Origin of the sequence: Rhodanobacter lycopersici (genome assembly GCF_040812335.1) — a bacterium.
GTDB classification, from domain to species: Bacteria; Pseudomonadota; Gammaproteobacteria; order Xanthomonadales; family Rhodanobacteraceae; genus Rhodanobacter_A; species Rhodanobacter_A lycopersici.
On the sequence record NZ_JBFOHK010000002.1, the window covers coordinates 454,981 to 480,672 of the forward strand.

Below are 25,692 nucleotides of genomic sequence, written 5' to 3' on the forward strand. Positions count from 1 at the left end.
CCATGTCCAGAAACCTCCTCGTCCCCGTCGTGTTCCTTGCCGGCCTGCTGGCCGTGTGCTGGATCGGCATCGGCTATCTCGGCAACCACACGCTGGCCGCTGCCGTCGCCGCGCTGATCGCCGCCTGCTACCTGGCGGGCGCGTTCGAGCTGCTGCGCTACCGCCAGGCCACCGCCACCCTGGTGCGGGCGCTGCCGTCCATCGGCGAAGCTGCCGACAACCTCGGCGGCTGGCTGTCGCAGCTGCAGCCGGGCCTGCGCAACAGCGTGCGCCTGCGCGTCGAAGGCGAGCGCGTCGGCCTGCCCGCACCGGCACTGGCGCCCTACCTCGTGGGCCTGCTGGTGCTGCTCGGCATGCTCGGCACCCTGCTGGGCATGATGGCCACCCTGCGCGGCACCGGCCTGGCACTGGAAAGCGCCACCGACCTGGACGCCATCCGCAGCTCGCTGGCCGCACCGGTCAAGGGCCTGGGCTTCGCCTTCGGCACGTCGATCGCCGGCGTGGCGACCTCGGCCGCGCTGGGCCTGTTGTCGGCGCTGCTGCGAGGCGAGCGCGCGCAGGCCGTGCAGCAGCTGGATACCGGCATCGCCACGCACCTGGGCCATCACTCGCAGTCTACACAGCGCCGCGAAACCTTCCGCCTGCTGCAGGAGCAGAACGCGCTGATGCCGGTGCTGGTGGAACGCCTGCAGACGCTGGCCGACACGCTGGAACGCCAGCAACAGGTCGCCGGCGAACGCCTGCAGGCTGGCCAGGAGACCTTCCACCAGCGCACCGAGGCGGCCTACACGCAACTGGCCACGAGCCTGCAGCAGGCGCTGCACGACGGCATCGCCCGGCAGGCCCATGCCGTGGGTGCAGCGCTGCAGCCGGTGGTGGACAGCACCATGGCCGGGCTGGCCGAGCAGTCTGGCCGCCTGCACGCCGCCATCGAACAGGCCGTGCGCCAGCAGCTCGCCGGCCTGTCCACCACGGTGCAGGGTGCGGCCGGCGCGGCCCGCGAAAGCTGGAGCGCCGCCGTCGCGGAGCAGCAGCGCGGCAATGCGGCGCTGGCCGATGACCTGCGGCAGGCGTTGCAGCAGTTCGCCGCCACCTTCGAGCAGCGTTCGGCCGCACTGGTCGATGGTGTGTCCGTACGCCTGGAAGACAACACGGCCCGCACCGCCGAGGCGTGGCATGGCGCGCTCACCCGCCAGCACGAGGCGCACGATGCCCTGGCCCGGCGCAACGAACAGGCATGGGAGGCCGCCTCGGTTGGTTTCGACCAGCGCTCCCGTGCATTGATCGACGCCCTGCAGCAATCGCACGGCGATCTGCAGGCGGCATTCGCCGAGCGCAGTGGCACGATGGTCCGGTCGCTGCAACGCTCGCATGGTGAATTGCAGGATGCGCTGGAAGCGCGCGACGCCGAGCGCCTTGCGCAATGGCGCGACGCCTTCGCCGCGCTGACCAGCGAGTTCGGCCAGCGCTGGGAGCAGGGCAACGAACAGGTGGCCGCGCACCAGCAGCAGGTCTGCGCCACGCTGGAAAAGACCGCGCAGGCGATGGGCGAGCAGGCGCAGGCGCAGGCACGCGACACCCTGGCCGAGATTTCGCGGCTGGTCGCCACCGCCTCCGAGGCGCCACGTGCGGCCGCCGAGGTGGTGGCCGAGCTGCGGCAGAAGCTGTCCGACAGCATGGTGCGCGACACCGCCATGCTGGAGGAACGCGGCCGCCTGCTGGAGACCCTGCAGACCCTGCTCGACGCGGTCAACCACGCTTCCACCGAGCAGCGCGGCGCCATCGACGCACTGGTCGCCACCTCGGCCGACCTGCTGGAACGCGTCGGCAGCCGCTTCACCGCGCGGATCGAAAGCGAGACCGGCAGGCTCGACGAAGCCGCCGCCCACGTCACCGGCAGCGCGGTGGAAGTGGCCAGCCTGGGCGAGGCCTTCGGCGGCGCGGTGCAATTGTTCGGGCAATCCACCGAAGCGTTGAACGAGCGCCTGCGGGGCATCGAGGCGGCGTTGGACAAGTCGCTGGCGCGCAGCGACGAACAGCTGGCCTACTACGTGGCGCAGGCGCGCGAGGTGATCGAGCTGAGCATGCTCTCGCAGAAGCAGATCATCGGCGAACTGCAGCAGCTCGCCGGCACGCGCAGCGACGCCGAGCCCGCAAGCGCATGAGCGACGAGATCGAGTTCGAGCCCGGCACCGAATCCGGCGCCACCACCTGGGCCGCGTTCGGCGACCTGATGTCGGTGCTGCTGGGCGCCTTCGTGCTGATCCTGGCCAGCGTCATCGGCATCCAGCTGCTGCTGCACAACCGCCTGGACCAGGAAGTGAAGCAGCGCCAGGCCGAGGCCGCCCGGCTCAAGACGCTGGAGCAGGCGCTGGCCGCGCCGCTGGCCGCCGGGCGCGTGACCCTGGTCGATGGCCGCATCGGCATCAGCGGCAGCGTGCTGTTCGCGCTCAATTCCGACCAGTTGCAGCCGACAGGCCGCGAGCTGCTGCAAAGCCTTGCCGGGCCGTTGCGCGATTACCTTCACTCGCGCGACGAGATCCTGATGGTCAGCGGCTTCACCGACAACCAGCCGGTGCGCGTGGCCAATGCCCGCTTCGCCGACAACCTGGAGTTGTCCGCCGCGCGCGCGCTCACCGTGACCCGCGCGCTGATTGCCGATGGCGTGCCGGCCTCGTCGGTGTTCGCCGCCGCATTCGGTGCCGAGCAGCCGGTCAGTTCCAACGACAGCGCCGCTGGCCGTGCGAAGAACCGCCGCGTGGAAATCGCGCCGATCCCGCGCAACAACAAGACCGATGCGCACTGAGCTGGCCGACATCCATGCGCGGCTGGCGACCTGGCGCGAGCAGGGCGCCGACCGCGTCGACCCGCTGCGCTTCGCGCTGATGGCGGCGATGGCGCAACGTGCCGTGCGCCATGACGGCGTGTTGCGGCAGCGACTGGATGCACGCCTGCAGGAGCTCGCCGAAGCCTACGCCGGCCTGCTCGCCGACCCGCCCGGGGCCAGGCCGCCACGCCGCGCAGACGAAAGCCCGCTGAAGCAGTTGCTGGCATGGCTCGCCGACGCGCCGCGACTGGATGCCGTGCCGCAAGCCGCGCCGATGGAACCGGCCGGCGAGGAAGCCCCCATGGCCGATATCGCGCCGATGCCGGTGCTGGACGAGTTCCGGCAATTGTGGAGCCGCATCCGCATCGACAGCCTGCTGCGCCAGTGCCTGGATTCGTTGCCCGAGGACGCCGGCCCGCTGCACTCGCGCGTGCTTGCCTACCGTGCCATGACACTGATGCGCGATATCTCGCCCGGGTACCTGCAGCACTTCATCGCCTACGCCGACGTGCTGACATGGATGGAGCAATTGGGCGGCAGGGCAGCCATCGGCAGTGATGTCGATGGCGCCGCAGGTGTCCGCAAGCCTGCGCGCGCCGGTGGTGGCCGGCGGAAGGGGCAGCCGGCGAATCCGTCGCCCGGTCAGCCGTAGCGATCCGCCAGCTTGTCGGTGGCTTCGACCAGGGCATCGACGATGGCCGCGTCGGCGGCACTGTGGCCGGCGAGCACGATGCGCAGCGCGGCCTCGGGCCAGGCCGCATGCAGGTCGAGCGCGGTCTTCGCCGGGCAGATGATGTCGTAGCGGCCGTGCACGATGGTGGCCGGGATGCGCCTGAGCCGGTCAACGTCGCGCAGCAGCTGGCCCGGTTCGAGGAACATGCCGTGGCGGAAGTAGTGCGTCTCCAGCCGCGCCAGGCTCACCGCCTTGTGCGGTTCGGAAAAATCGCCGGGCGCGTCAGGATCGTGCAGCAACGTGGTGCTGCCGCCTTCATAGGCGCTCCAGGCCTGCGCGGCGGCGAGGCGCAGCGCTTCGTCGTCGCCATCGAGGCGCTTCCAGTACGCCTCGATCATGTTGCCGCGCTCGGTTGCCGGGATGAAATCGCGGAAGCGCGCCCAGCGCTCGGGGAAGATGAAACGCGCGCCGCCGTCCGCCTCGTTGAACCAGCGCAATTCCTCGTCGCGGGCGAGGAAGATGCCGCGCAGCACCAGCCCCAGTACGCGTTCGGGATACGCCTCGGCATAGGCCAGTGCCAGCGTGGAGCCCCACGAGCCGCCGAACACCACCCAGCGCTCGATGCCGAGTTCCTCGCGCAGCGCCTCGATGTCCGCCACCAGATGCGCGGTGGTGTTGTCGCCGAGGTCGGCGAACGGCGTCGACTGCCCTGCGCCACGCTGGTCGAACAGCACGACGTGCCAGCGCGCCGGGTCGAAGAAGCGGCGATGGTACGGCGCGATGCCGGCGCCGGGGCCGCCGTGCAGGAATACCACGGGCAGCGCGCCGGGCGTGCCGCACTCCTCCACGTGCAGTGTGTGCCGCGCATCCACGGCGAGGCGGCGGGTGCGGAAGGGTTCGGTCTCGGGGTACAGCTCGCGCATGGCGGATTCCTGCGTTGACGTGTGCAGGAGCGGCTTGTGGGAGCGGCTTCAGCCGCGATTCCATCATGCCGGTCGCGGCTGAAGCCGCTCCTACGGGTTCCTGGATGTGCTCAGGCGAATTGCAAGGTCTCGGTCAGGTCGCCCGGTGCCGGCCCGCCGGCGGCGATCATCGCCTGGTCGCGCATCGCGATGCCCGGCAGCGGCTCCAGCCCGAAACGGCGGTTGATGAAACGCTGGATCGAGCCGGTGTCGTAAATGGTGTGCTCGACATGGCCGCGCTTCGCATAGGGCGATACCACCAGCGCGGGGATGCGCGTGCCCGGGCCCCAGCGATCGCCCTTGGGCGGCGCCACGTGGTCCCACCAGCCGCCGTTCTCGTCCACGGTGATCACCACCATGGTGTGCGGCCACAGCGGGCTCTTCCGCAGCGCTTCGACGATTTGCACGATGTGCGCATCGCCCGCGGCCACGTCGGAATAGCCCGCGTGCATGTTGAGGTCGCCTTCGGGCTTGTAGAACGCCACCGGCGGCAGCCTGCCGTGCTCGATGTCGGCGATGAAGCGGTTGGCGGCGCTGCTGCTGCCGGTACCGCCATCGCGCAGATGCTTCGCGCGCGCGACGGTGCCGGGCGCGAATGTCTTGAAGTAGTTGAAGGGCTGGTGGTGGATCTGGAAATTGGGGGCGTAGGGAAAGACATCGAGGGTGCCGCGCACGCCCTTGCCGTCCAGCGCCAGCTTCCAGCCGCCGGCGTACCAGGCCCAGTCGATGCCGGCCGCGCTGAGCCGGTCGCCGATGGTGGCATGCACCTGCGGCGGCAGCGTGCTGGGGTCGGTGGGATCGGCCAGCCGCGGGTTCTTCGGATCCGCGGTGAAGGCCGGCGCATAGGGCGGGCCCATCGTGTTCACCGCCCAGAAATCGGGCGTGAGCGCCATCCGCGAAGCGAACTTCGGCCGGCCTTGCATCGCGCTGGCGGGCGAGTCCTCGGCCAGCTTCGGCCAGATGCCGGTGGGGTCGTCACCTTCCAGTTCCGTAATCTGGAACTTCGCGGATCCCTGGTCGGCGTGGGGGAAGAACGGAGGCCGCGCGGCGGCGAGGTACTGGTGGTTGAGGAAGGAGCCGCCGAAGGCGCCCATGAAGAAGTTGTCGCACAGCGTGTACTGCTTCGCCAGCTGCCACAGCGCGAGCTTGTCCGCGCTGTCGCCGTAGTGGCCCATCACCAGCGCGCCGCTGTCGCCCCAGGCCACGAAGCCGTCGTTCTTGCCGCCGTTGATCTGCAGCTGGTTGTTGTAGAAGCTGTGGATCAGGTCACGGGTGACCAGCGCCTGCGGCAGCGGCTGGCCGTCGGGCGTGGCAAGCGCGAACGGTGCGTTGGCGAGGCCGCTGATCGCATCCTCGCCGATCAGGTACTCGCGGCCGTTCAGCACCTGCTTGTGCGGCACCAGGCCGTGCCAGATCGGCGGCAGGGTGTCGAACAGGCGGCCGTCGCGGTCGCGCTGGCGGTACCGTTCGGGCCCGAGCGCGGAAAGCGGCTGCGCAAGGCCCGGGAAATCTCCGAACAGGTTGTTGAAGCTGCGGTTCTCGGCATAGATCACCACCACGTGGCGGATGTGCTTGCGCAACGCGGCATCCAGCATGCGGTCGGCCGCACCGTCGGCGCGGATACCCTGGCTGCTCGCGGAAGCCTGGCGGCCGCCCATGGCCAGCGCGGCGCCGGCCAGGGCCATGCCGGCCAGCAGCTTGCGCCGGGCCGGATCGGAGGGTGCGTCGTCGTCGACGGTGGCGGTCGGAACAGGTGGCAGCTTCTCGGTCATGGCGGGTCACTTGTCAGGGCGAGAGGGGCAGTATGCATGCCGTGCGTCGACGGCGGCTCCGGCAAAAGTACCGTGCCTGCATGACGCGGACATGAGCGGCGCGACGGAATAGGCGTGGCCCGTGCACGGATCGCATGCGGAGCCGGTCCGGGCATGCAGCGGACCCGGCAAGTTGCCCAAGGGCTGGAACCTTCGCGCGACACCGGTTCAATCCAGCGGCAGCTTGCGCGCGGCGTCCCACATCGTACGGGTGACCGCGCGGTTCGCGTGCGGCGCCTGCAGCACGATCAGGGTGGTGGTGCTGACGCTGGCGTGGATTTTCAGCAGGCGGTCGAGCACGCTTTCCAGGTGCCCGATGGACATCGCCACCACGCGCAGCAGGGCGGAGTCCTCGCCGGCGAGGCGGCGGCAGTCGAGCACCTCGGGGATGTCGGCGACGATCTGGCCGATGCGCGCGCAGATGCCGCCGTCGCAGCGCAGCCGCACCATCGCCTCGATGCGGTAGCCCAGCCGTTTCGGTTCCACCACCGCGCGGTATCCGCTGATCACGCCGGCATCCTCCAGCCGCTTCACGCGCTCGGCCACGGCCGGCGCGGAGAGCTTCACCTTGCGGCCCAGCTCGGCATAACCCAGGCGCGCGTCGCGCTGCAGGGCCTCCAGCAGTTGCCAGTCCTTGGCATCCAATTCGGGTTTCGATTCCAAGGCAGCACGCTCCGGTTTTTGTTTCGATCGACGGCGAAACATCGTGGCGACCTGTTGATGCATTATTCCGCGGCATCGCAGGCAAGACTAGGATGCGCTCTCCCCATCGCCGGAATCCCCGCCCATGAGCGCCGCTGAGCGCCTCGACGCACGTGCCCTGATCTGCATCGCCATCGCCCTGCTCACCTGGTCTTCGGCTTATGCGGCGATCGCCTATGCGCTGGCCTCGTTCACACCCGGCGAGGTGGCGTTTTCGCGCCTCGCCATCGGTTCGCTGTGCTTCGCGGCGCTGCTGGCAGTGAAGCGCGTGCCGCTGCCGGCGCTGCGTGACTGGCCGCAGTTGTTCGTGCTTGGGCTGGTCGGCCTCACCACCTACCACATCTGCCTCAACTGGGCTGAAACCCGCATCGCCAGCGGCACCGCGTCCATCATCATCTGCCTGGTGCCCGCGGCGACGGCGGCGTTGTCGGCGCTGTGGCTGCGCGAGCGCCTGAGTCTGCGCACCTGGATCGGCCTCGCCATCGCCCTGGTCGGCACGGTGCTGGTGGTGCTGGCCAGCGGCCAGAAAGTCGAAGCCGATCCGAAGGCGCTGCTGGTGCTGGTGTGTGTGCTGGCTTCGGCGATCTTCTTCGTGGGGCAGAAACCGATGTTCGCGCGCTCCAGCACGCTGGCGGTCACCGCGTTCACCTTCTTCGCCGGCACGCTGGGTTGCCTGCCGTTCGCGGGCGGCTTGCCGCAGGCGCTGGCGGCGGCACCGTGGTCGCATGTCGCTGCCCTGTTGTGGCTGGGCATCGCGCCCAGTTTCATCGGCTATCTGGCGTGGAACGTCGCGGTGCATCGCGCGAGCGCCTCGCGCGTGTCCAGCTTCATCTACCTGTCGCCGCCCATCGCCATTGTGATCGGCTGGGTCTGGCTGGGCGAAGTGCCCGGCGCGATGGTGCTGGTGGGCGGCGCCATCGTGATCGGCGGCGTGGTGCTGGCAAATGCGCGCCGGCGTCCGGCGGCGCCGATGGCGGCAGTCTCGGAGCCGACATGAGCGACGCCGGGATCCTGCGCATCGCCGCCTTCACCGACGGCGATGCCGGCGGCAATCCTGCAGGCGTGCTGGTTGCCGATGCGTTGCCGGACGCGGCGGTGATGCAGCGGATCGCCGCCGCGGTTGGCTTTTCGGAAACCGCCTTCGCCGCGCCCCAGGGCAATGGCTGGAGGGTGCGCTATTTCTCTCCCGAATCCGAGGTGCCGTTTTGCGGCCACGCCACGATCGCGCTGGGCGCGGCACTGGCTCTTGCGCAGGGCGACGGCGTGTTCGCGTTGACCCTCAACGCGGCGAAGATCACCGTCGAAGGCCGCAGCGCGGGTGGCGTGCTGAGCGCGGCGCTGCAATCGCCACCGACCCACAGCGCACCCGCACCGCAAGCGCTGGTGGACGAGGCGCTGGCACTATTCGGCTACACCCGCGCAGATATCGATCCACGCCTGCCGCCTGCGCTGATCCACGGCGGCGCGGACCATCTGGCGCTGAGCCTCCGCAGCCGCGAGGCGCTGGCGGCGATGGCCTACGAACTGGACGCCGGCCGGGCCTTGATGCGCCGTGCCGGGCTGGTCACCGTCATGCTCGCCCATGCGCAAACACCGCAGCGCTTCCATGCCCGCAATCCCTTCGCCTCCGGTGGCGTCTACGAGGATCCGGCCACCGGTGCCGCGACCGCGGCCTTCGCCGGCTATCTGCGCGACCTCGGCTGGCCGCACGGCGGCGACATCGAGGTGCTGCAAGGCGAGGACATGGGCAGCCCTTCGCGCCTCAGGGCCGGGATTCCGTCGGAGCCGGGCAGTTCCATCCGCGTTTCCGGCGCGGCGCGGCTGATGTAGCCATCCCCGGCGCGGCGCCGGTGGCGCCGGCCGATCGTCCCGACATTCAATCGAAGGAGTGCAGCGTGTACGAGCTCCACATCGCCAACAAGAACTACTCCTCCTGGTCGTTGCGGCCATGGGTGCTACTGCGCGGACTGGGCATCCCGTTCGACGAGAAGCTGGTGCCGTTCCTCGGCGGAGTCGGCGCGAACTGGGATGCGTTCCGCGCATTCTCGCCCACCGGCAAGGTGCCGTGCCTGCGCGACGGCGATACCGTGGTGTGGGATTCGCTGGCGATCGCCGAATACGTGGCCGAGCACGATCCCGGCACGTGGCCCGCCGATGCGCAGGCCCGCGCGTGGGCGCGTTGCGCCGCCGCCGAGATGCACTCCGGCTTCCCCGCGCTGCGCAGTACGTGCACGATGAACTGCGGCGTCCGCGTGCGCATCGATGCACCGGGCGAGGCGCTGCGCAAGGACGTGGCCCGCATCGACGAGCTGTGGAACGAGGGCTTGGCGCGCTTCGGCGGCCCGTTCCTCGCCGGCAAGGCTTTCACCGCGGTCGACGCGTTCTACGCGCCGGTGGCGTTCCGCATCCAGAGCTACGGGCTGCAATTGGGCAATGCCGCGATGGCCTATGCGCAGCGCCTGCTCGACCTGCCCGCCATGCGCGAGTGGTACGCCGCGGCGCTGGCCGAAACCTGGCGCGATCCGGAGCACGAGGACGAGGCGCATCGTGCAGGTGCGTGGCTGCAGGACCTGCGCGCGTCCTGAACTGTCGCCGGTGCGCAGGCCGGCGCGGGCGAGCCCGCGCCGGCCTGGAGCGAATCAGCGCTTCGCCTGATTGTGCTTGACGCGATAGATGCGCTTGCTGTTGCGGTTGTCGGCGCGCTGGATGCGCTTCTGTTCGCGCGGACCGACGCGGCCGTTGTTGGTGCCCGCCACGTGCTCCATGTGGTCGACGTGCGCCTGGCGGCCCTGCATGCGCGGGATCTGTGCGTTCTCGGCCTTGGTCATCGGGCCGTTGCACATGTCGCGCTGCTCGGTGCGGTCGAGGTTCGTCTCGCGCTGCTCAAGGTTCGAGGCCTGGCGCGTGTTGAGCTGGCCGGACTTCAGGCCCTGATCGATGCGCTGCTGCTGGTCGGCGTCGCGCTGGGTATCGCTGGTCGCGTTTTGCGTGGGGGCGGTCTGCGCCTGCACGGCTGCCACGCCGCCCAGTCCGCACAGGCCCAGCAGGCCGACGACCAGCCACTTCTACGTATGGTTCTATGGTGTTCTCCTCCTCGTGGGTGCCGCCTGCTGCACGGGCGGTCTGGGAGCGGAGAACAGAGCGTCGAAAGTGGCGATGACGTTCCTGCCGGAAGCTGATCAGACTCCGGCAAGCGAGTGTGCCAGGCGGTGGCTTGCCGGCATCGCGCGCTGCGGGGGGCGAGTTTTCAATGCAAGCGTGTCACGTGCAGCATTGCGGGGTCGTCGGCATGCTCCAGCAGCAGTCGTCGTACGCGATCCTGCCAGGCCCTTGCGAACGCGGCACGCTGCGCATCGGTGGCGGCCGGCTGCAGTGCGGCGGTCATCAGCCCGCGCAACTGCGGAGCCGGCGGCACGCGGGAGAGGTCCAGTGCCACTGCCACCGTGGCGCCGTTGTCGCGGCGGCTGAAACGGATCGCGTCGCCGGTCGCGGCATCCGCGTAGCTCAGCAGGGCTTGTCGCGCATAACGGCCACCGATCCCATGGAAGCCGTTCCCGGCGGCGGCACCGGTGACCAGGGTGAGCACCTGCGAGATCACGCCGTTGACGCCTTCGTCCACCGGCGCGGGCATCCGCACCACGATGTTGCCGCGCTCGGCCGGCTCGCCCGGGTACAGCGCACGCAGCGCCGCACGCGCCGTCAGCCATGCGCCGGCCACGGTCGGGCAGGAGTGGCCGGCGAGGCGCACCGCGTCGAGGTAGCGGTATTCGAACAGGCCGCCATCGGCGGCGCCAAGCAAGTCGGCCAGCGGGTCGCGCAGCAGGATGCGTGGCGCCTCGTCGAAGAACGCGGGATGGCCCATCACTCCCCCGGCAGGCCGACGATGCCGAAATCGACCACCACCGCATCGGCATCGCGCTGGCGGTAGGTCACCGTGAAGTGTTCGCCGAGGCGTTCGCGCAGCTGGGCGATCAGCGGCAGCGGATCATGGTCGTTGACGAAGCGCATCGTTTCGCCCGGGCGCAACGTGCCGATCGCGCCCAAGATCGCCGAGTGGCGGAAGCGCCGGGCCACGCCGCGGGCGTCGAAGAGGTGCGTGTGCTGGTCGAAAACGGTGTCGGGGGACATCGGCGCGTGCTCGCGGGAAAGGGAGCACAAACATATGCCGCGCGCGGCAGCGGGCCACTGATCTGGATCAACCGGCGGCCGATCGCCCCGGAGGGCGTTCACCTCAGAACTTGTATGCGCGATGGATCGCCACGATGCCGTTGCTGAGGTTGCGCACCTCGACCTTGCCGAAGCCGGCGCGCTCCATCATGCCCTTGAGCGTCTGCTGGTCGGGGTGCTTGCGGATGGATTCGGCGAGGTACTGGTAGCTGTCGGCGTCGCCGGCGAACAGCTGGCCGAGTTTCGGCAGCACCTTGAACGAGTGGAAGTCGTAGAGCTTGTTGAACAGCTCGTTCTGCACGCGCGAGAACTCCAGCACCAGCAGGCGGCCGCTGGGCTTGAGCACGCGGCAGATGTCGGCCAGCGCCTTGTCCTTGTCGGTGACGTTGCGCAGGCCGAAGGCCATGGTCACCGCGTCGAACGAGTTGTCCGGGAACGGCAGCGCCTCGGCGTTGAGCTGGGCCCAGCGCAGGCCGCCGACCAGGCCGCGGTCGGTGAGGCGATCGCGGCCCACGCCGAGCATGGCGGCATTGATGTCGCCGACGACGACTTCGCCCTGTTCGCCCACCACCGGCTTGAGCAGCGCGGCGATGTCGCCGGTGCCGCCGGCCAGGTCGAGCACGCGATCGCCCTTGCGCACGCCGCTGATCGCCACGAAGTGGCGCTTCCAGAGGCGATGGATGCCGAACGACATCAGGTCGTTCATCAGGTCGTAGTTGCGCGCGACCGAGGTGAACACCTCGCCGACCAGCTTCTGCTTGTCGGCGACGGGAACGTCGCGGTAACCGAAATGGGTGGTGGACTGTTCGTTCATGGCGTCATGCGACTCGATGGTGGGGCGTCACAGTGGCAGGTCGTGCTGCGTGCCTTCTTCTTCGTCCGCGGTAGCGGCGGCATCGGCGGGACGCGCGTGATGGCTCGCGTGCTCGGCGGCCACGTGGCGCCGGTGCAGTTCCGCGCCGGCATCATCGGTGGACGGAGCGAGCGGCACGGGTGCGGCAGGTTCGGGCACGGCCTCGTCGGCTGTGGCGTCCCGTTCGCCGCCGGGGGTGATCTTGAGGATGGAGTGGCGCATCTCGCGCGACAGGATCACCCGCGCGTCGCGCACCATGTCCTCCAGCGCGCTGTCGTAATCGAGCTTGCCGTTGTCGTCGGTCCACACGATGCGGCGTTCGCGCAGTTTCTGGATGAAGCCGCGGAACAGCGCCTTGTCGAAGAACTCCGGCGCGCTGAGCTCGTTGAGCAGGGCAAGGCGTTGCGCGGTGAGCGTGCAGGTGGTTTCCAGCTCGCCGCCGGATAGCGTGTGCGGGCCGTGCTTCACCAGCGCGGCGATGGCGATGTAGTAGCGCTCGAAGGCCTGGATCAGGCTGCGCGCGATCACCTTGAGCTGGAACGCGCCATCCTCCTGGCCGGGGCCGCGCTCCAGCATGCGGCCGTCGCCGGTGGCTTCGAGCAGGCCGCGGCGCACGAAGAAATCGATGGTGGCCTGCAGGTGCGTGCCGAAGCCCGCCTCGTCCCAGGCCAGGAACAGCTCGCTCTGCAGGAACGGATAGATGATGCGGCCCAGCCGCTGCACCGAGGCGCGCGACATGCGCCGGTTGTTGAGGAAGCAGCAGGCCACCCACGCAGCGACCGCGACCAGGTGCAGCACGTTGTTGCGGAAGTAGCTGAGCAGCACCGCCTGCTCGCCCTCCACGTCGAGCACGTCGCCCAGCGGATGCTTGATGCGGCGGATCCAGCCCATCTGCTCGCCGTAGGCGATGATGCCGGCCGGGTCCATCGGGGTCAGCGTGATGCGGTCGGAGTAGGGTAGTTCCAGCAGCAGCGACTTGGTGAGTTCGAGCTGCGCCAGCAGGTCGTTCTCGGCCATCGCGTGCTTGGGCGTGGCGAGCAGGGAGAGCGCGAGCAGGTTGATCGGATTGACGTCGGCGGCGCGGTTGACGTTGACCTGGATCTTCTCGGCCAGCTGGTCGATCACGCCGCTCAGCCACTCGGGGCGGGTGTCCGGGTCGCTGCTGGCGCTGCGCCAGTCGGCGCTGGCTGCGTCCAGCAGCGGGGTGAGCTCGATCGGCTCGCCGAAGTTCAGCGCCACGTGCCCGTAGCGCTGGCGCAGCACCTTGAGGCCCTTGAGCAGGCCGAGCAGGGATTCCTTCTCCTTGGCCTGGCCGCTCAGCTCGCCCGCGTAGCTCTTGCCCTCCATCAGCTTCTCGTAGCCGATGTACACCGGCTGGAACAGCACCGGCCGGCGCGGCGCGCGCAGGAACGCGCGCACCGTCATCACCAGCATGCCGGCGCGCGGCGCGAGCAGGCGCCCGGTGCGCGAGCGGCCGCCCTCGATGAAGTACTCCATCGGCACGCCGCGGTCGATCAGCTGAGCCATGTACTCGTTGAAGATCACCGAGTACAGCGCATTGCCCTTGAACGTGCGGCGCATGAAGAACGCGCCGCCGCGGCGCAGGATCGGCCCGATCACCGGCAGGTTGAGGTTGATGCCCGCGGCGATGTGCGGCGGCACCACGCCTGACATGTGCAACTGGTAGCTCAGCAGCAGGTAGTCGGTGTGGCTGCGGTGGCTGGGTACGTACACCACTTCGTAGCCCGGCGCGGCGGCACGTGCCTTGTCGAAGTGGTGCATCGCGATGCCGTCGTACAGCTTGTTCCAGAAGTTCGACAGCATGAGCGACACCGAGCGCACCACCGGGTGCGAGTAGTCGGCGGCGATCTCCAGCATCATTTTCTGCGCGCGGCGCCAGGCCTTGGCCTCGCTGATCTTCTCCTTGGCCGCGGTGGCGGCGATCGCGGCGCGCACCGGCTCGGCGCGCAGCACGTCGTCCACCACGGTGCGCCGGTGCGAAAGATCGGGCCCGATCACCGCGGCGCGGATGCGGTGGAAGTGGGTGCGCAGCACGCGCGCCAGCTTGCGCGCGAAGCGCGGCGGCGGCAGCTCGCCGGACTCGGCCAGCACCTCGCGCAGCGACACCGGCTCGGCGAAGTGCACCACGGTGTCGCGGCCGTTCAGCAGCAGCGCCAGCATGCGGCGGAAGCGGCCCACCATCACCCAGTTCTCGGAGAACAGCACGCTGAACCAGCCCGAATCGCGGTTCGGCGCGCGGCCCACGTAGATCGACACCGGCACGATCTGGATGTCGCGCTCGGGCATGCCTTCCAGCGATTGCACCAGTTGGCCCAGTGGCCCGTTCGGCGCGCGGTGGCGCTTGCGGCCGAACAGCCAGCCGTCGCGGCGCATCAGCGCGAATACCGAGCGCTTGCGGCGGGTGCCGGCCAGCGGCTGCAGCGGGCTGGGCAGGCCGGCTTCGCGGCAGGCGCGGTCGAGGATCAGTGCATCGGAGAAGCCATCGCGCTCGATCACGTAGCACACCGGCACGCCGGCCTTGAGCAGGGTGGCCGGTTCGGCCGGGTCGCGGCGGATGCGCACCCAGGGTTGCAGCAGCTGCCCGGCCAGGTGGAACCACCAGGGGGCGCGGCGACGTGGAGAATCCGCGATGGAGATATTCTGCATCCGCCTATTCTAGTGGCTTGCCCGTAAAACCATGCTCGGGCGTGTGGTGGATGGGGCCAACCGTAGGAGCGCACCCTGTGCGCGAATGCTCTGACGCTTGATCGAAGCTAAAAGCATTCGCGCACAGGGTGCGCTCCTACGGGGCGGCCGCCACGCTGCCGGTCGCGGCCGGCTGCTGCAGGCGCTCGTGCGCATCGCGCACATTGTCGATCAGCGACTCGCTGTACCAGCGGCCGTCCTGCTGCACAAGGGTGGACTCGGCGGAAAGCGGCTTGCCGAGCAGGGTGTAGTCGACCTTCACCACTGCGCGGCCGTCCTTGCTGGAGAGGGTGCTGAGCTTGATCGAGTTCAGTGCCTCGTCCACCGACAGGCCGTAGATCGCCAGCAGCTGCTTGAGGCCGGCGTAGCCGGTGGCGTACTTCGTCATCGCGGTGTCGAAGTCCATCGTGCGCAACTGGTCCGGGCTCTTGAGGTCGAGCTTGCGCGCGGTGGCCACCACCACGCCCACCGCCTGCTTCGCCCTGGCCTGGTCGAACCACGGCGCCTGCTGCGCCCACGGTGCCAGCACATCGAGCAACTGGTTCGCCTGGGCCTTCTGCTCGCTGTCCAGGTTCTGGTTCTGCGCCACGCCGTTCTTCAGCAGGGCATCGCCCACGCTGACCAGCACCGGCAGCTGGTCCTTGTACTGCTGCTCCATCTGGTCGAGCTTGGGCTGCAGCTCGGCATAGAGCTTGGTCTCCGCATCCGGGCCGGTGAGTTTCTGCACGGCCGCGTCGAATTTCGCCTTGTCCGCGGCACTGACCGGCGGCTGGTTTGCGGCGTGGCGGCCCCAGTCCGTGCGCAGGGTGGCGTAGTCGGTCGGCGGCAGGGCGTGCTTCCACAAGCCATTGAAGTCGCCGGCCTTGAGCAGGTCGATCGAGCCCTGCACGGCCGCTTCCGGCGTGCTGCCGCCAACCTGCGCGGCCTCGTCCTTGTTGTGGCAGGCAGCCAGCGCCAGCACGGCGAGCAGGGGCAGCAGAGTGCGGCGCAGGGGGCGGAAACGCATGGGCAGATCTCGCAATGCAGTGAAGATGGAGGCGCCGACCGGCGCAGCGACGGGTCAGGGTAAGGGGCGCTGCGGGAGGGGACAAGAGTCCGCCGCATGAACTTGCGGCCGCCGTATTGAAAAGTGCGGCCATGGATGGCCGCCCGTTTGATGTTCGCGATCAAGGACGATCGCAAAAGGCTATGAAAAGTGCGGCCACGGATGGCCGCCCGTTTGATGTTCGCGGTCAAGGATGATCGCAAAAGGCCATGGAAAGTGCGGCCACGGATGCCCATCCGCTTGATGTCCGCGATCAGGGACGATCGCAAAACCCAAAGAAAACCCCGCGGGCGCGAGCCTCGCGGGGCAATCCGGCTGAGCCGGAAGGGAAATGGCCTTGCCTGCGGAAACTGGAGGTCAGCAGCAGGTAGGCGCGACAGATATTACTTGGCCGTTAAATCTAAAGCAATACTTTTGTTTATTGTTATAAGCAATTGTTTTTATTAATTATATTGCAAGGCATCCAGCTTCTGCTGGCGCCGTTCTGCCGGTGGCGCACTCCAATCATTGTTGAACAGTGCCGGTTCCCAGGAACCGTAAGTGGGATTGGGCAGCACGAACCAGCGCGTGCCGATCCAGCCCATGTAACCATCGACAGCCTGCCTGCGGCCCGCCTCGGTGTTGGCGACGACATCAACGAAATCGCCCAGCTGGTCGCCGAACTGCATCAGCACGCGGTACTTGCGGCTCACCAGCTGGCGGCGGCAGCCTTTCTCGGTGCCCACCTGCTCGCAGCCCGGCATCACCGTACCCAGGCCGAGGAAGGCGTCGGGGCCGGATACCGGAAAACCCAGCTTGCGCAGGTTCGCCAGGGTAGCCGTGTCCAGGTCGGTGGCGCGGTTGGAGAGATAGATCACCGCGATGCCGTGCTCGGCGGCGAATCGGGTGAAGGCCAGCGCACCGGGCATGGCGCGGGCGCGTTCCTCCTTGCACCACGCGGCCCAGCTGGCCTCGTCGTACTGGCCACCGCTCTTCACCAGCCTGGCCTGGTAGGGCGAGTTGTCCAGCACGGTTTCGTCGATGTCCAGCACCACCGCGGGCGGCTGGCCAGCGGCCGGCGCCACGCGATCCTCCTTCGTCAGCGCGTCCCAGTGCGGCTCGTGCAGGGCGGCCAGCAGGCGCGACTGGGCATCGCGGTAGGTCTGCAGGTAGATCAGGTCGTGCTCGATCGCGGTCTGTGTCCACGCCACCGCATTGAGATTGTCGTTGGCGGCTGCCATCGGTACCGCCGCAGGACGCGGTGGCGCGGCGGCGCAGCCGGCAAGCAGGGCGGACGTGGCCAGGGCCAGCGGCAGGTGAAGTCGCATGGGGCGGGTATCTCCGGCAAGGGGCGGCGAGTCTGGCAGGATTTTACGACAGGGGCGTGTCCAGAGCTGGCTACGGCCATTGCGGGCTGACAGACTGGCATCCGTCCCCGCCACCGCCGGAGCCCGCATGAATGATCCGACGTCCGCTGCGCCCCGCGCCAGCTCCTCCGCCATCCACGCCGTCAGCTACGTGCTCGCGGCGTTGGCGCTGTGGCTGGTGTTGCAGTTGCACCTGATTTCCGCCCTGCTGGCGGGCCTGCTGGTGTACGAACTGGTGCAGGCGGCGGTGCCGCTGCTGGGGCGGCGCATTTCCGGCGACCGTGCCCGGGTGGTGGTGGTGGCGGTGCTGGGCGCGGTCGTGGTGGGCCTGCTGGTGCTGCTGATCCTCGGCGCGATCAGCTTCTTCCGCAGCGAGCTGGGCAATCCCGGGCTGCTGTGGCAACAGCAGCTGATGCCGCTGGTGGACAAGGCCCGCCAGCAATTGCCGGCGATGCTGGTCGATCACCTGCCCGACAGCGTGGACGACCTGCGCGACGGCCTGGTCGCGCTGGCCAGCAAGCACGCGGCGACCCTGCAGACGGCGGGCAAGGGCGCCGCGCGCGTGTCCGTGCACATCCTGATCGGGCTGGTGCTGGGCGCCATCGTGGCGTTGAGCCGCACCCGTCCGGCGCATCAGGCGGGCCCGCTGGCGGCGGCGCTGGGTCAGCGCTGCCAGCGGTTGGCGGGTGCGTTCCACGACATCGTGTTCGCGCAGATCAAGATTTCGCTGGTCAACACCGCACTCACCGCGATCTTCCTGCTCGGCGTGCTGCCGCTGCTGGGCATCCATGTGCCGCTGTCGAAAACCCTGGTGGCGGCCACCTTCATCGTCGGGCTGCTACCGGTGATCGGCAACCTGCTCTCCAACACCGCCATCACCATCGCCGCGCTGTCGGTGTCGCTGGGCGTGGGCATCGCCGCGCTCGGCTTCCTGATCCTGATCCACAAGCTGGAGTACTTCCTCAACGCGCGCATCGTGGGTTCGCAGATCCACGCGCGGGCGTGGGAGCTGCTGATCGCCATGCTGCTGCTGGAAGCCGCCTTCGGCCTGCCCGGCGTGATCGCCGCACCGATCTACTACGCCTATCTCAAGGGCGAGCTCGAGGCGCAGCGGCTGATTTGAGGTCTCGATTCAATCCGCTTTCCCGATGCCGGCGCCGGCCAGCAGCCAGCGCAGGTCGCGCAGCTGGGGTTCGTAGTGGCGCCAGTGGCCGATCGCGCGCTGATAGACCGGTGCGCGCACCTGCCAGGCGTTGGGCGTGTTGACCGGTGCGGTGTTGCTCTCGGAGCGCAGGCAGGCGTCGTTCCAGGGCAGTTCGCAGAAGGCCAGCAGTTCGCGCGCGGCGGCTTCCGTGTTTTCCACCAGCGATTCGTAAGGCAGCTCCAGGATCCGTCCCGGCAGCACCTTGCGCCAGTGCGCCAACAGGCGGTCGAACTGGATGTAATAGCGACCGATGTCGTCGAGGTTGAAGGAATAGTCGTAGAACCCCGATTCCAGCTCGAACAGGTGGCGGAAGTTGCCGATGCAGGCGTCCAGCGGGTCGCGGCGCAGGCAGACGATCTTCGCGTTCGGCAGCGCGCGGGCGATGAAGCCGGCGTAGAGGAAATTGTGCGGCATCTTGTCGATGAAGCGCGGCGTCTCGCCGCTGACCGGCCGCGTGCTGGCGAGGTAGGCCGCGCCCAGTTGCGCCCAGTCGATGTGGCGGGTGCGGGCAGCGATGTCCGCCTCGCCCAGCAGGGCAGTGGTGCAGCCGGAGGCCCGCTGCACCAGGGTGGGAAAGTTCTGCAGTTCGCCGGTGGAACGCACCTCGGGGTGGCTGGAGAGGATGCGGTCCAGCAGGGTGGTGCCGGTACGCGGCATGCCGACGATGAAGATCGGTTCGCGCGTGGGATCGCCCGTGGCGACTTCCGCTTCCGCGGCGGGGAAGGCGCGGATCAGTGCATCGAACATCGCCTCGTCGCGCGCGAACGTGTAGGGTCGCATGCGCCGGCCGGCCGCCTTGCCGCGCGTGTAGTGCTCGAACGCGGCGGGGTAGTCGGCGAGATCGTCGCATTCCTTGCCCAGCGCGATGTTGAGCAGGAGCTGCGCGCCGGGGTCGTTGCCGTGGCCCTGCAGGAGTTCGCGCATCCGCGCGACGTGGTTGTGTCCCGTGGTTTGCCGTTGCAATTGGGCGAGCAGCAGGTGCGCGTACCAATGGCGCGGTTCGATTCGCACGCAGGCTTCGAGCTCATGCTCGGCGCCTTCGGCGTCGCCAAGCGAATTCAGCGCGTAGGCGAGGTTGAGATGGGTGATCGCGGTCTCGGGCGCCAGCGCCACGGCGCGGCGGAAGGCGTTGGCCGACTGCATCTGGGCGTTGGCCTGCCGGTAGACCATGCCCAGCGTGTCCAGGGTCGCCACGTCATCGGGCGACAGGGTCATCGCGCGATCCGCCACCAGCCGCGCCTCGCGGAACCGGCGCGCCAGCGCCAGCGCCTTCGCATATTGCGCAACGTAGTCGGCACGGCGCGGTTCCAGGTGGGTGGCCTTCAGCAGGTGCTCCAGTGCCTGCGGCATCTGCTGCACGTGCTGCATCTGCATGAAGGCCACGCCGACCATGAAATGCACGCGCGCGTTGTCCGGCGCAACGCTCAGCAACTGGGCGGCGCGATGCTGCACCCGCGGCCAGTCGTTCTGGTTGAAGGCGGCGACGAGCTTGGTGTAAGCCCGGGTCGAGTCGATCACGGCAATCCCCCTGGCGCCGGTGCAGAGAGGCAACCGGTCACCGCCGACACAATGAAAGGCATGCGACCGCTCGTCAACTAGGTGGCCGCCAGCATGGCCTTGATCCGCGCCATGTGCGATTCGGCGGTCTCGCGCACCGCCTCCTTGTCCGCTTCCAGGTCCTTGCCCTGCCAGTGCAGGTCGTCCTGCGGCAGTTCGTGCAGGAAGCGGCTGGGCTGGTTGGCGTGCACCTCGCCGTAGCGTTTCGTCTTCGCCGACCAGGATAGGGTGAGCAGCTCCTTGGCGCGGGTGATGCCCACGTACATCAGCCGGCGTTCCTCGTCGATGCGGCCCTCGTCGATGGCGCCGTCATGGGGCAGGGTGCCGTCCTCGCAACCCACGATGAAGACGAAGCGGAATTCCAGGCCCTTGGCAGCGTGCAGGGTCATCATGCGCACCGCATTGCCCGGGTCGTCGCGGTCGGCGTGGCTGAGCAGGGCGAGCTGGGCGGCGAGGTCGCCGGCGCTGTCGCCCTTCTGCATGGCGCGGAACCAGTCGGCGAGCTCCCTGAGGTTGCCGAGCTTGCGCTCGCGCACGGAGGCGTCGGGCGTGGCGGCGGCAAGCTGGGCCGCATAGCCGGTGCGCTTCAGGATGCGCTCGACGAGGTCCGCCGCGCTCTCGTGCAGCGAGGCGCTGCGCAGTTCGTCGAGCAGGTCGGAAAATGCGGCCAGTGCGGCGGCCGGGCGCGGCGTGAGCTGGCGCAGCACGGCGTCGCTGCGCGTGGCTTCCAGCAGCGAGCAGTGCCTCGATTGCGCGAACTGGCCCAGCTTTTCCAGCGTGGTGGAACCGACCTCGCGCTTCGGCACGTTCACCACGCGCAGGAAGGCGGCGTCGTCGCTGGGGTTGGCGAGCAGGCGCAGGTAGCAGAGGATGTCCTTCACCTCGGCGCGGTCGAGGAAGGAGAGTGCGCCGGTGAGGTGATAGGGGATGCGCGCGAGGCGCAACGCCTTTTCCAGCGGGCGTGCCTGGAAGTTGCCGCGGTAGAGGATGGCGATGTCGTGCCAGCGCGCCTTGTGCTTCTCGGCCAGCGTGGCGGCGATCGAGGCCACCTTCTCGGCCTCGTGCTCGCCTTCCTTGCATTCCAGCACGCGGATCGGCGCACCCTCGGGGTGCTCGCTCCACAGCTTCTTTTCGTGCAGGTGCGGGTTGTTGGCGATCAGCTTGTTCGCCGCGCGCAGGATGCGCTTGCCGCAGCGGTAGTTCTGTTCCAGCTTGATCACGCGCAGGTTGGGCCAGTCGCGGCCGAGCTGGTCGATGTTCTCGGGGTTGGCGCCGCGCCAGGCATAGATGCTCTGGTCGTCGTCGCCCACGCAGGTGATGCCGCCGCGCTCGCCGACCAGCGCCTTGAGCAGGCGGTATTGCGCGTCGTTGGTGTCCTGGTATTCGTCCACCAGCAGGTAGCGCAGCCGCTCGCGCCAGGCACTGCGGCACTCGGCGTCGCTTTCGAGGATGCGCAGCGGCAGCCGGATCAGGTCGTCGAAATCCACCGCGTTGAACGCGGCGAGGCGCGCCTGGTACAGCTCGTAGATCGTTGCCGCTTCCAGCTCGCGCGGACTGCGCGCGGCGGCCAGCGCCTCTTCCGGCGACAGGCCAGCGTTCTTGGCGCGGCCCAGCAGGTTGCGCAGGCCGAACAGCACGTCGGGCTTGGCGCCCTTGGGCGCGAGTTCCTTGACGATGCCCTCGCTGTCGTCCGCGTCGAGCACGGAGAAGCCGCGGCGCAGCCCCGCGCGCCCATGCTCGATCTGCAGGAACTTCAGCCCCAGCGCGTGGAAGGTGCACACGGTGAGCGCGGCGGCGTCCTCGCTGCTGACCAGCTTGCCGACGCGCTCGCGCATCTCGCGCGCGGCCTTGTTGGTGAATGTGATCGCGGCGATCCGCGACGCCGCCAGCTTCCGCCGCTGGATCAGGTGCGCGATCTTCTGCGTGATCACGCTGGTCTTGCCCGAACCCGCGCCCGCCAGCACCAGCAGGGGGGTGTCGCAGTGTTCGACGGCGGCCAGTTGTTGCGGGTTGAGCATGGATCGGAGCAGAGCGTGAGGCGGCGGCCGATGGTAGCAGAGCGGACGCACCGCTCCGGACCGGTCATAATCGCCCGGACGAATCGCCAGGGTGGCGAAGTGTTCGAGGAACGGCATGACGGATCGGCTGGAGGATATGGACGTCGAGCAATGCGATGTGGCGGTGATCGGAGGCGGCCCCGCCGGCAGCACCGCGGCGACGTTGCTGGCGCGGCAGGGTCACAAGGTGATCGTGCTGGAAAAGGAGCATCACCCGCGCTTCCACATCGGCGAATCGCTGCTGCCGATGAACCTGCCGGTGATGGAACGGCTGGGCGTGCTGGAGAAGGTGCGCGCGCTGGGCGTGTACAAGGCCGGTGCGGATTTCGAGGCGGACAACGCGCGCGGCTACAACACCTACGCCTTCAGCGAGGTGGTGGGGCAGAGCCCGCCTCACGCCTTCCAGGTGTGGCGGCAGGATTTCGACCAGATGCTGTTCGAACACGCGCGCGAGGCTGGAGCGGATGCGCGCGAAGGGCACGAGGTGCTGCGCGTCGAGCAGGTGGACGCGCGCGAGACGTGGCTGGACGTGGGCAGCGACGATGGCCGCGAATACCGCGTGCGGGCGCGCTACGTGGTCGATGCCAGCGGCCGCGACACCTTCCTCTCCGGCCGCAGGAAGCTCAAGCGCAAGAACCGGCAGCACCAGAGCGCGGCGATCTTCGGCCACTTCAGTGGCGTGGAGCGGCGCGAAGGCGGCGACGCGGGCAACATCAGCATCTACAGCTTCGAACACGGCTGGATGTGGCTGATCCCGCTGCCCGACGGCGTGACCAGCGTGGGTGCGGTATGCCGGCCGGAATACCTCAAGCGGCGCAAGGGATCGGCGACGGATTTCCTGATGGCGACGCTGCGGGCCAATCCCGCGCTGGCGCGGCGGCTGGAGCACGCCGAACTGATCGACGGCCGCACGCACGCCACCGGCAACTACGCCTACGACTCCACCCGCATGGGCGGGGCGGGCTGGGTGCTGGTGGGCGATGCGTTCGCCTTCCTCGACCCGGTGTTCTCTTCCGGCGTGTATCTGGCGATGAGCGGCGCCGAGCGGGCCGTCGCGGTGGTCGACCGGGCCTTGCGCGAACCGCGCCGCGAGATGCGCCTGCTGCGTGCGCTGGAGAAACGCCAGCGCAAGGGTATGCGGCGCTTCGCGTTCTTCATCCATCGCTTCAACGGCCCGGCTATGCAGTGGCTGTTCCGCCACCCGAGCCGCAAGTGGAAGATGGAGCAAGGCGTCACCTCGATGCTGGCCGGCGACGTGTTCGACAACTTCGCCGTGTGGTGGCGCCTGCAGGTGTTCCGCCTGATCTACCTGGCCTGCGTGCTGCGCGACCGCCGCGGCTGGCTGGCCGAACGGCGCCTGCGGCTGGCGCAGGCGAAGGGCCGCTTCACCGGCGGCACCCTGCCGGTGGACGAGGCCTGAGGCGTTACCATCGTCGCCATGGCCAAGCTCTACTTCTATTACTCGGCGATGAACGCCGGCAAGACCACCACGTTGCTGCAGAGCGCGTACAACTACCACGAGCGCGGCATGCGGACCCTGATCCTCACGCCGGCGATCGATACGCGCACGCGAGATGTTCCCTCTCCCGGCGCTGCGCGCCACCCTCTCCCGCAGGCGGGAGAGGGGAAAGATGCGCAGCCTGCGGCTGCAAGCGGGCACATGGGCGTGGTGGCCTCGCGCATCGGGCTGAAGGCGAACGCACGGCGCTTCGCCGGCGACGAGAACCTGCTCGCCCTGGTCGAGGCCGACATCGCCGCGCACGGCACGCTCAACTGCGTGTTCGTGGACGAGGCGCAGTTCCTCACCCGGCAGCAGGTGTGGCAGCTCACCGACGTGGTGGACAAGCTGCGCATCCCGGTGCTGGCCTACGGCCTGCGCACCGACTTCCGCGGCGAGCTGTTCGAGGGCAGCCGTTACCTGCTGGCCTGGGCCGACGAGCTGCAGGAGATCAAGACGATCTGCCACAGCGGCAGCAAGGCCACCATGGTGGTGCGCGTGGACGAGCAGGGCCGCGCGGTCACCGACGGCCCGCAGGTTGAGATCGGCGGCAACGACCGTTATGTCTCGGTGAGCCGCGCCGAGTTCAAGAAGATCACCGAAGGCCACGGCCGCATCGAGCTGCAGCAGAGCGTGCTTCCCTTGGGCGAACAGGACCATCGCGGCTGAAGCCGCTCCCACCGCGCCTTGCCTGTAGGAGCGGCTTCAGCCGCGAAACAAGACATCCAAATCTTTGACACCCCAATCTTTTACGCAGGATCGACCATGAGCGAATCCAATCCGTCCCCCGAGTGGCCCCGCCCCAACTGGCAGCCCGGTGCCGACGAGGACGCGCTGCTGCAGTTCTACGTGTTCGGCAAGTTCGATCCGCACGAGCTGGTGATCCCGGCGCAGCGCTACGGCAGCCCCGGCCTGCCCGCGGGCGTGGACCTGCGGCGCTTCCAGAATCTCGAGCTGCGCAAGTGGGAGGGCTACCCGCTGTCCGGCACGCTGGGCGGGATCATGCGCGACGAGGCGCCCGAGGCGTACGAACAGGCGCGCATCGCGCCCGAGGTGCTGGTGGTGCGCGGCCAGCTGAAGGACAGTTCCAGCCTCGACTACCTGCGCGACACGCTGGGCGTGCTTGCCGCCCTGCTCGACATCGGCGGCCGCGTGATCCTCGATCCGCAGATCATGGGCCTGCTCGATGCCGAGGCATGGCGCGCGCGTTACCTGGTGCCGGGCGGTGCGCCGCCGCGCAACCACGTGCTGATCCTGCGCAGCGACGAGCCGGGCAGCGATCGTTCGTGGGTGCACACCCGCGGCATGCGCAAGTTCGGCCGCCCCGACCTCAGCTTCCGCCAGATCCCCGCACATGAACTGGATCGCGCCGGCGTGCTGTGCGAAAAGCTGGTGGAGATGCAGGCGCTGGGCACCCGCTTCGTCGCGGGCCAGGCGCTGGAGGTGGAAGGCATGCAGCAGTCGCTTATCGCGCAGCCGGGCGGCAGCCTGACCGACCCGGAGTTCAACAACCTGCATGTGGAATTCCGCTGGCCGTTCTGAGGAATGCCCGACACGCGGCGGTCGCGTGCATGACGCGCAGGAGACTCAGCCTGCGTCGATGAAGCGCTGGCTGTCGTCCATGAAGGCTTTCTCGCCGAAGCCGCCTTCGTGCGAGCCGAACGGCATCTGCGCACGCAACTTCCACGAGGCCGGCACGTTCCAGGTCCCGCGGGCGGCATCGTCCACCAGCGGGTTGTAGTGCTGCAGGCTGGCGCCGATGCCGGCGTCGGACAGCGCCAGCCACACCGCGAACTGCGCCATGCCGGCCGACTGCTCGGACCACACCGGGAAGTTGTCCGCGTACAACGCGAACTTTTCCTGCAGGCTCTTCACCACGTCCTGGTCTTCGTAGAACAGCACGGTGCCCGCACCGGCGGCGAAGCTGTCGAGCTTGGCGGCGGTCTGTGCAAAGGCATCGGCCGGCACGATCTTGGCCAGTGCTTCCCTGGCCAGCGTCCAGAACTTCACGCTCTGCTCGCCGAACAGGATCACGGCGCGCGAGCTCTGCGAGTTGAACGAAGACGGCGTGTGCTTGATGGCCTGCTTGATGAGGTGGTTCAGGGCGTCTTTGTCCATGCCCACGTTGCGGCCCAGCGCGTACTGGGTGCGGCGCTTCTTGAGATGTTCGATCACGGCGTTGCTCATGGAGATTCCTTCGTAAAAGGAAAAAGCCGGTCCGCGGAGCGGCAGGGCCGTTCCGGACGTGCAAGACATGCTTGGAATGACGTCTATGCTAGGCGTC

Annotated in this window: 23 protein-coding genes; 10 read left to right on the plus strand and 13 right to left on the minus strand. The window is 68.7% G+C overall.

Annotated elements, in window-relative coordinates; all coding sequences use genetic code 11:
- Positions 1 to 2 precede the first annotated feature (2 nt).
- From ABQJ54_RS08920 to ABQJ54_RS08930, 3 genes are read left to right on the plus strand one after another with little or no spacing between them, the layout of a single operon-like run.
- On the plus strand, positions 3 to 2,165 hold the full coding sequence (locus ABQJ54_RS08920; RefSeq protein WP_367853943.1) for a DUF802 domain-containing protein: 2,163 nt from the start codon (positions 3 to 5) through the stop codon (positions 2,163 to 2,165).
- Complete coding sequence (locus ABQJ54_RS08925) at positions 2,162 to 2,806, plus strand: OmpA family protein (RefSeq protein WP_367853944.1); 645 nt, start codon at positions 2,162 to 2,164, stop codon at positions 2,804 to 2,806. The genes ABQJ54_RS08920 and ABQJ54_RS08925 overlap by 4 nt, the downstream gene beginning before the upstream one ends.
- A complete protein-coding gene (locus ABQJ54_RS08930; RefSeq protein WP_367853945.1) occupies positions 2,796 to 3,479 on the plus strand; it encodes a DUF2894 domain-containing protein in 684 nt (227 codons plus the stop codon). The genes ABQJ54_RS08925 and ABQJ54_RS08930 overlap by 11 nt, the downstream gene beginning before the upstream one ends.
- Here the strand turns inward: ABQJ54_RS08930 and pip are convergent.
- The 3 genes from pip to ABQJ54_RS08945 form a co-directional block, all read right to left on the minus strand.
- A complete protein-coding gene (gene pip / locus ABQJ54_RS08935) occupies positions 3,470 to 4,423 on the minus strand; it encodes a prolyl aminopeptidase (RefSeq protein ID WP_367853946.1) in 954 nt (317 codons plus the stop codon). The two genes, ABQJ54_RS08930 and pip, sit on opposite strands and share 10 nt — an antisense overlap.
- 110 nt (positions 4,424 to 4,533) lie before the next feature.
- On the minus strand, positions 4,534 to 6,234 hold the full coding sequence (gene acpA, locus ABQJ54_RS08940; RefSeq protein ID WP_367853947.1) for an acid phosphatase: 1,701 nt from the start codon (positions 6,232 to 6,234) through the stop codon (positions 4,534 to 4,536).
- Between the two features lie 207 nt (positions 6,235 to 6,441).
- Positions 6,442 to 6,936 carry an Lrp/AsnC family transcriptional regulator gene (locus ABQJ54_RS08945; RefSeq protein ID WP_367853948.1) on the minus strand — a complete coding sequence of 165 codons (495 nt, stop codon included), beginning with the start codon at positions 6,934 to 6,936 and terminating at the stop codon, positions 6,442 to 6,444.
- Between the two features lie 124 nt (positions 6,937 to 7,060).
- Between ABQJ54_RS08945 and ABQJ54_RS08950 the strand changes: the two genes are divergently transcribed.
- The 3 genes from ABQJ54_RS08950 (at position 7,061) to ABQJ54_RS08960 (ending at position 9,560) form a co-directional block, all read left to right on the plus strand.
- Positions 7,061 to 7,972 carry a DMT family transporter gene (locus tag ABQJ54_RS08950; RefSeq protein ID WP_367853949.1) on the plus strand — a complete coding sequence of 304 codons (912 nt, stop codon included), beginning with the start codon at positions 7,061 to 7,063 and terminating at the stop codon, positions 7,970 to 7,972.
- Positions 7,969 to 8,805, plus strand: coding sequence for a PhzF family phenazine biosynthesis protein (locus tag ABQJ54_RS08955; protein ID WP_367853950.1), 837 nt, complete (start codon positions 7,969 to 7,971; stop codon positions 8,803 to 8,805). The genes ABQJ54_RS08950 and ABQJ54_RS08955 overlap by 4 nt, the downstream gene beginning before the upstream one ends.
- 65 nt (positions 8,806 to 8,870) lie before the next feature.
- Positions 8,871 to 9,560 carry a glutathione S-transferase N-terminal domain-containing protein gene (locus ABQJ54_RS08960; protein ID WP_367853951.1) on the plus strand — a complete coding sequence of 230 codons (690 nt, stop codon included), beginning with the start codon at positions 8,871 to 8,873 and terminating at the stop codon, positions 9,558 to 9,560.
- A gap of 54 nt (positions 9,561 to 9,614) precedes the next feature.
- Here the strand turns inward: ABQJ54_RS08960 and ABQJ54_RS08965 are convergent, their stop codons facing one another.
- The 7 genes from ABQJ54_RS08965 to ABQJ54_RS08995 all read right to left on the minus strand — a co-directional run bounded on the left by ABQJ54_RS08965 (position 9,615) and on the right by ABQJ54_RS08995 (position 17,053).
- On the minus strand, positions 9,615 to 9,995 hold the full coding sequence (locus ABQJ54_RS08965; RefSeq protein ID WP_367853952.1) for a hypothetical protein: 381 nt from the start codon (positions 9,993 to 9,995) through the stop codon (positions 9,615 to 9,617).
- A gap of 227 nt (positions 9,996 to 10,222) precedes the next feature.
- A complete protein-coding gene (locus ABQJ54_RS08970) occupies positions 10,223 to 10,837 on the minus strand; it encodes a hypothetical protein (RefSeq protein WP_367853953.1) in 615 nt (204 codons plus the stop codon).
- The gene (locus tag ABQJ54_RS08975; protein ID WP_367853954.1) at positions 10,837 to 11,103 is read right to left on the minus strand and encodes a DUF2249 domain-containing protein; all 267 of its coding nucleotides are present in this window, start codon (positions 11,101 to 11,103) and stop codon (positions 10,837 to 10,839) included. Before ABQJ54_RS08975 ends, ABQJ54_RS08970 begins: the two co-directional genes overlap by 1 nt.
- Positions 11,104 to 11,206: 103 nt before the next feature.
- Positions 11,207 to 11,956: a bifunctional demethylmenaquinone methyltransferase/2-methoxy-6-polyprenyl-1,4-benzoquinol methylase UbiE gene (gene ubiE / locus ABQJ54_RS08980; RefSeq protein ID WP_367853955.1), complete on the minus strand. Its 750-nt coding sequence runs from the start codon at positions 11,954 to 11,956 to the stop codon at positions 11,207 to 11,209.
- Between the two features lie 27 nt (positions 11,957 to 11,983).
- Entirely contained in the window at positions 11,984 to 14,662 is a 2,679-nt protein-coding gene (gene plsB, locus ABQJ54_RS08985; RefSeq protein ID WP_367853956.1) for a glycerol-3-phosphate 1-O-acyltransferase PlsB, read from the minus strand.
- 136 nt (positions 14,663 to 14,798) lie between these two features.
- The gene (locus tag ABQJ54_RS08990; protein WP_367853957.1) at positions 14,799 to 15,707 is read right to left on the minus strand and encodes a hypothetical protein; all 909 of its coding nucleotides are present in this window, start codon (positions 15,705 to 15,707) and stop codon (positions 14,799 to 14,801) included.
- A gap of 482 nt (positions 15,708 to 16,189) precedes the next feature.
- Entirely contained in the window at positions 16,190 to 17,053 is an 864-nt protein-coding gene (locus ABQJ54_RS08995) for a 5'-nucleotidase, lipoprotein e(P4) family (protein ID WP_367853958.1), read from the minus strand.
- Positions 17,054 to 17,180: 127 nt separating this feature from the next.
- Here ABQJ54_RS08995 and ABQJ54_RS09000 point away from each other — a divergent pair, with 127 nt between their 5' ends.
- Entirely contained in the window at positions 17,181 to 18,215 is a 1,035-nt protein-coding gene (locus ABQJ54_RS09000) for an AI-2E family transporter (RefSeq protein WP_367853959.1), read from the plus strand.
- Between the two features lie 9 nt (positions 18,216 to 18,224).
- Here the strand turns inward: ABQJ54_RS09000 and ABQJ54_RS09005 are convergent, their stop codons facing one another.
- Together ABQJ54_RS09005 and ABQJ54_RS09010 are read right to left on the minus strand one after the other, a co-directional pair.
- Positions 18,225 to 19,814: a tetratricopeptide repeat-containing sulfotransferase family protein gene (locus ABQJ54_RS09005; RefSeq protein ID WP_367853960.1), complete on the minus strand. Its 1,590-nt coding sequence runs from the start codon at positions 19,812 to 19,814 to the stop codon at positions 18,225 to 18,227.
- Positions 19,815 to 19,891: 77 nt separating this feature from the next.
- On the minus strand, positions 19,892 to 21,871 hold the full coding sequence (locus ABQJ54_RS09010) for a UvrD-helicase domain-containing protein (RefSeq protein WP_367853961.1): 1,980 nt from the start codon (positions 21,869 to 21,871) through the stop codon (positions 19,892 to 19,894).
- Between the two features lie 115 nt (positions 21,872 to 21,986).
- Here ABQJ54_RS09010 and ABQJ54_RS09015 point away from each other — a divergent pair, with 115 nt between their 5' ends.
- From ABQJ54_RS09015 to ABQJ54_RS09025, 3 genes are all read left to right on the plus strand, one after another.
- Positions 21,987 to 23,330: an NAD(P)/FAD-dependent oxidoreductase gene (locus ABQJ54_RS09015; protein ID WP_367853962.1), complete on the plus strand. Its 1,344-nt coding sequence runs from the start codon at positions 21,987 to 21,989 to the stop codon at positions 23,328 to 23,330.
- Positions 23,331 to 23,348: 18 nt separating this feature from the next.
- The gene (locus tag ABQJ54_RS09020) at positions 23,349 to 24,077 is read left to right on the plus strand and encodes a thymidine kinase (RefSeq protein WP_367853963.1); all 729 of its coding nucleotides are present in this window, start codon (positions 23,349 to 23,351) and stop codon (positions 24,075 to 24,077) included.
- 96 nt (positions 24,078 to 24,173) lie between these two features.
- Positions 24,174 to 24,950 (plus strand): hypothetical protein, encoded by a 777-nt coding sequence (locus ABQJ54_RS09025; protein WP_367853964.1) that lies wholly within the window; start codon positions 24,174 to 24,176, stop codon positions 24,948 to 24,950.
- A 45-nt stretch (positions 24,951 to 24,995) separates the two neighbouring features.
- Here the strand turns inward: ABQJ54_RS09025 and ABQJ54_RS09030 are convergent, their stop codons facing one another.
- Positions 24,996 to 25,595 carry a nitroreductase family protein gene (locus ABQJ54_RS09030; protein ID WP_367853965.1) on the minus strand — a complete coding sequence of 200 codons (600 nt, stop codon included), beginning with the start codon at positions 25,593 to 25,595 and terminating at the stop codon, positions 24,996 to 24,998.
- Positions 25,596 to 25,692: the final 97 nt, after the last annotated feature.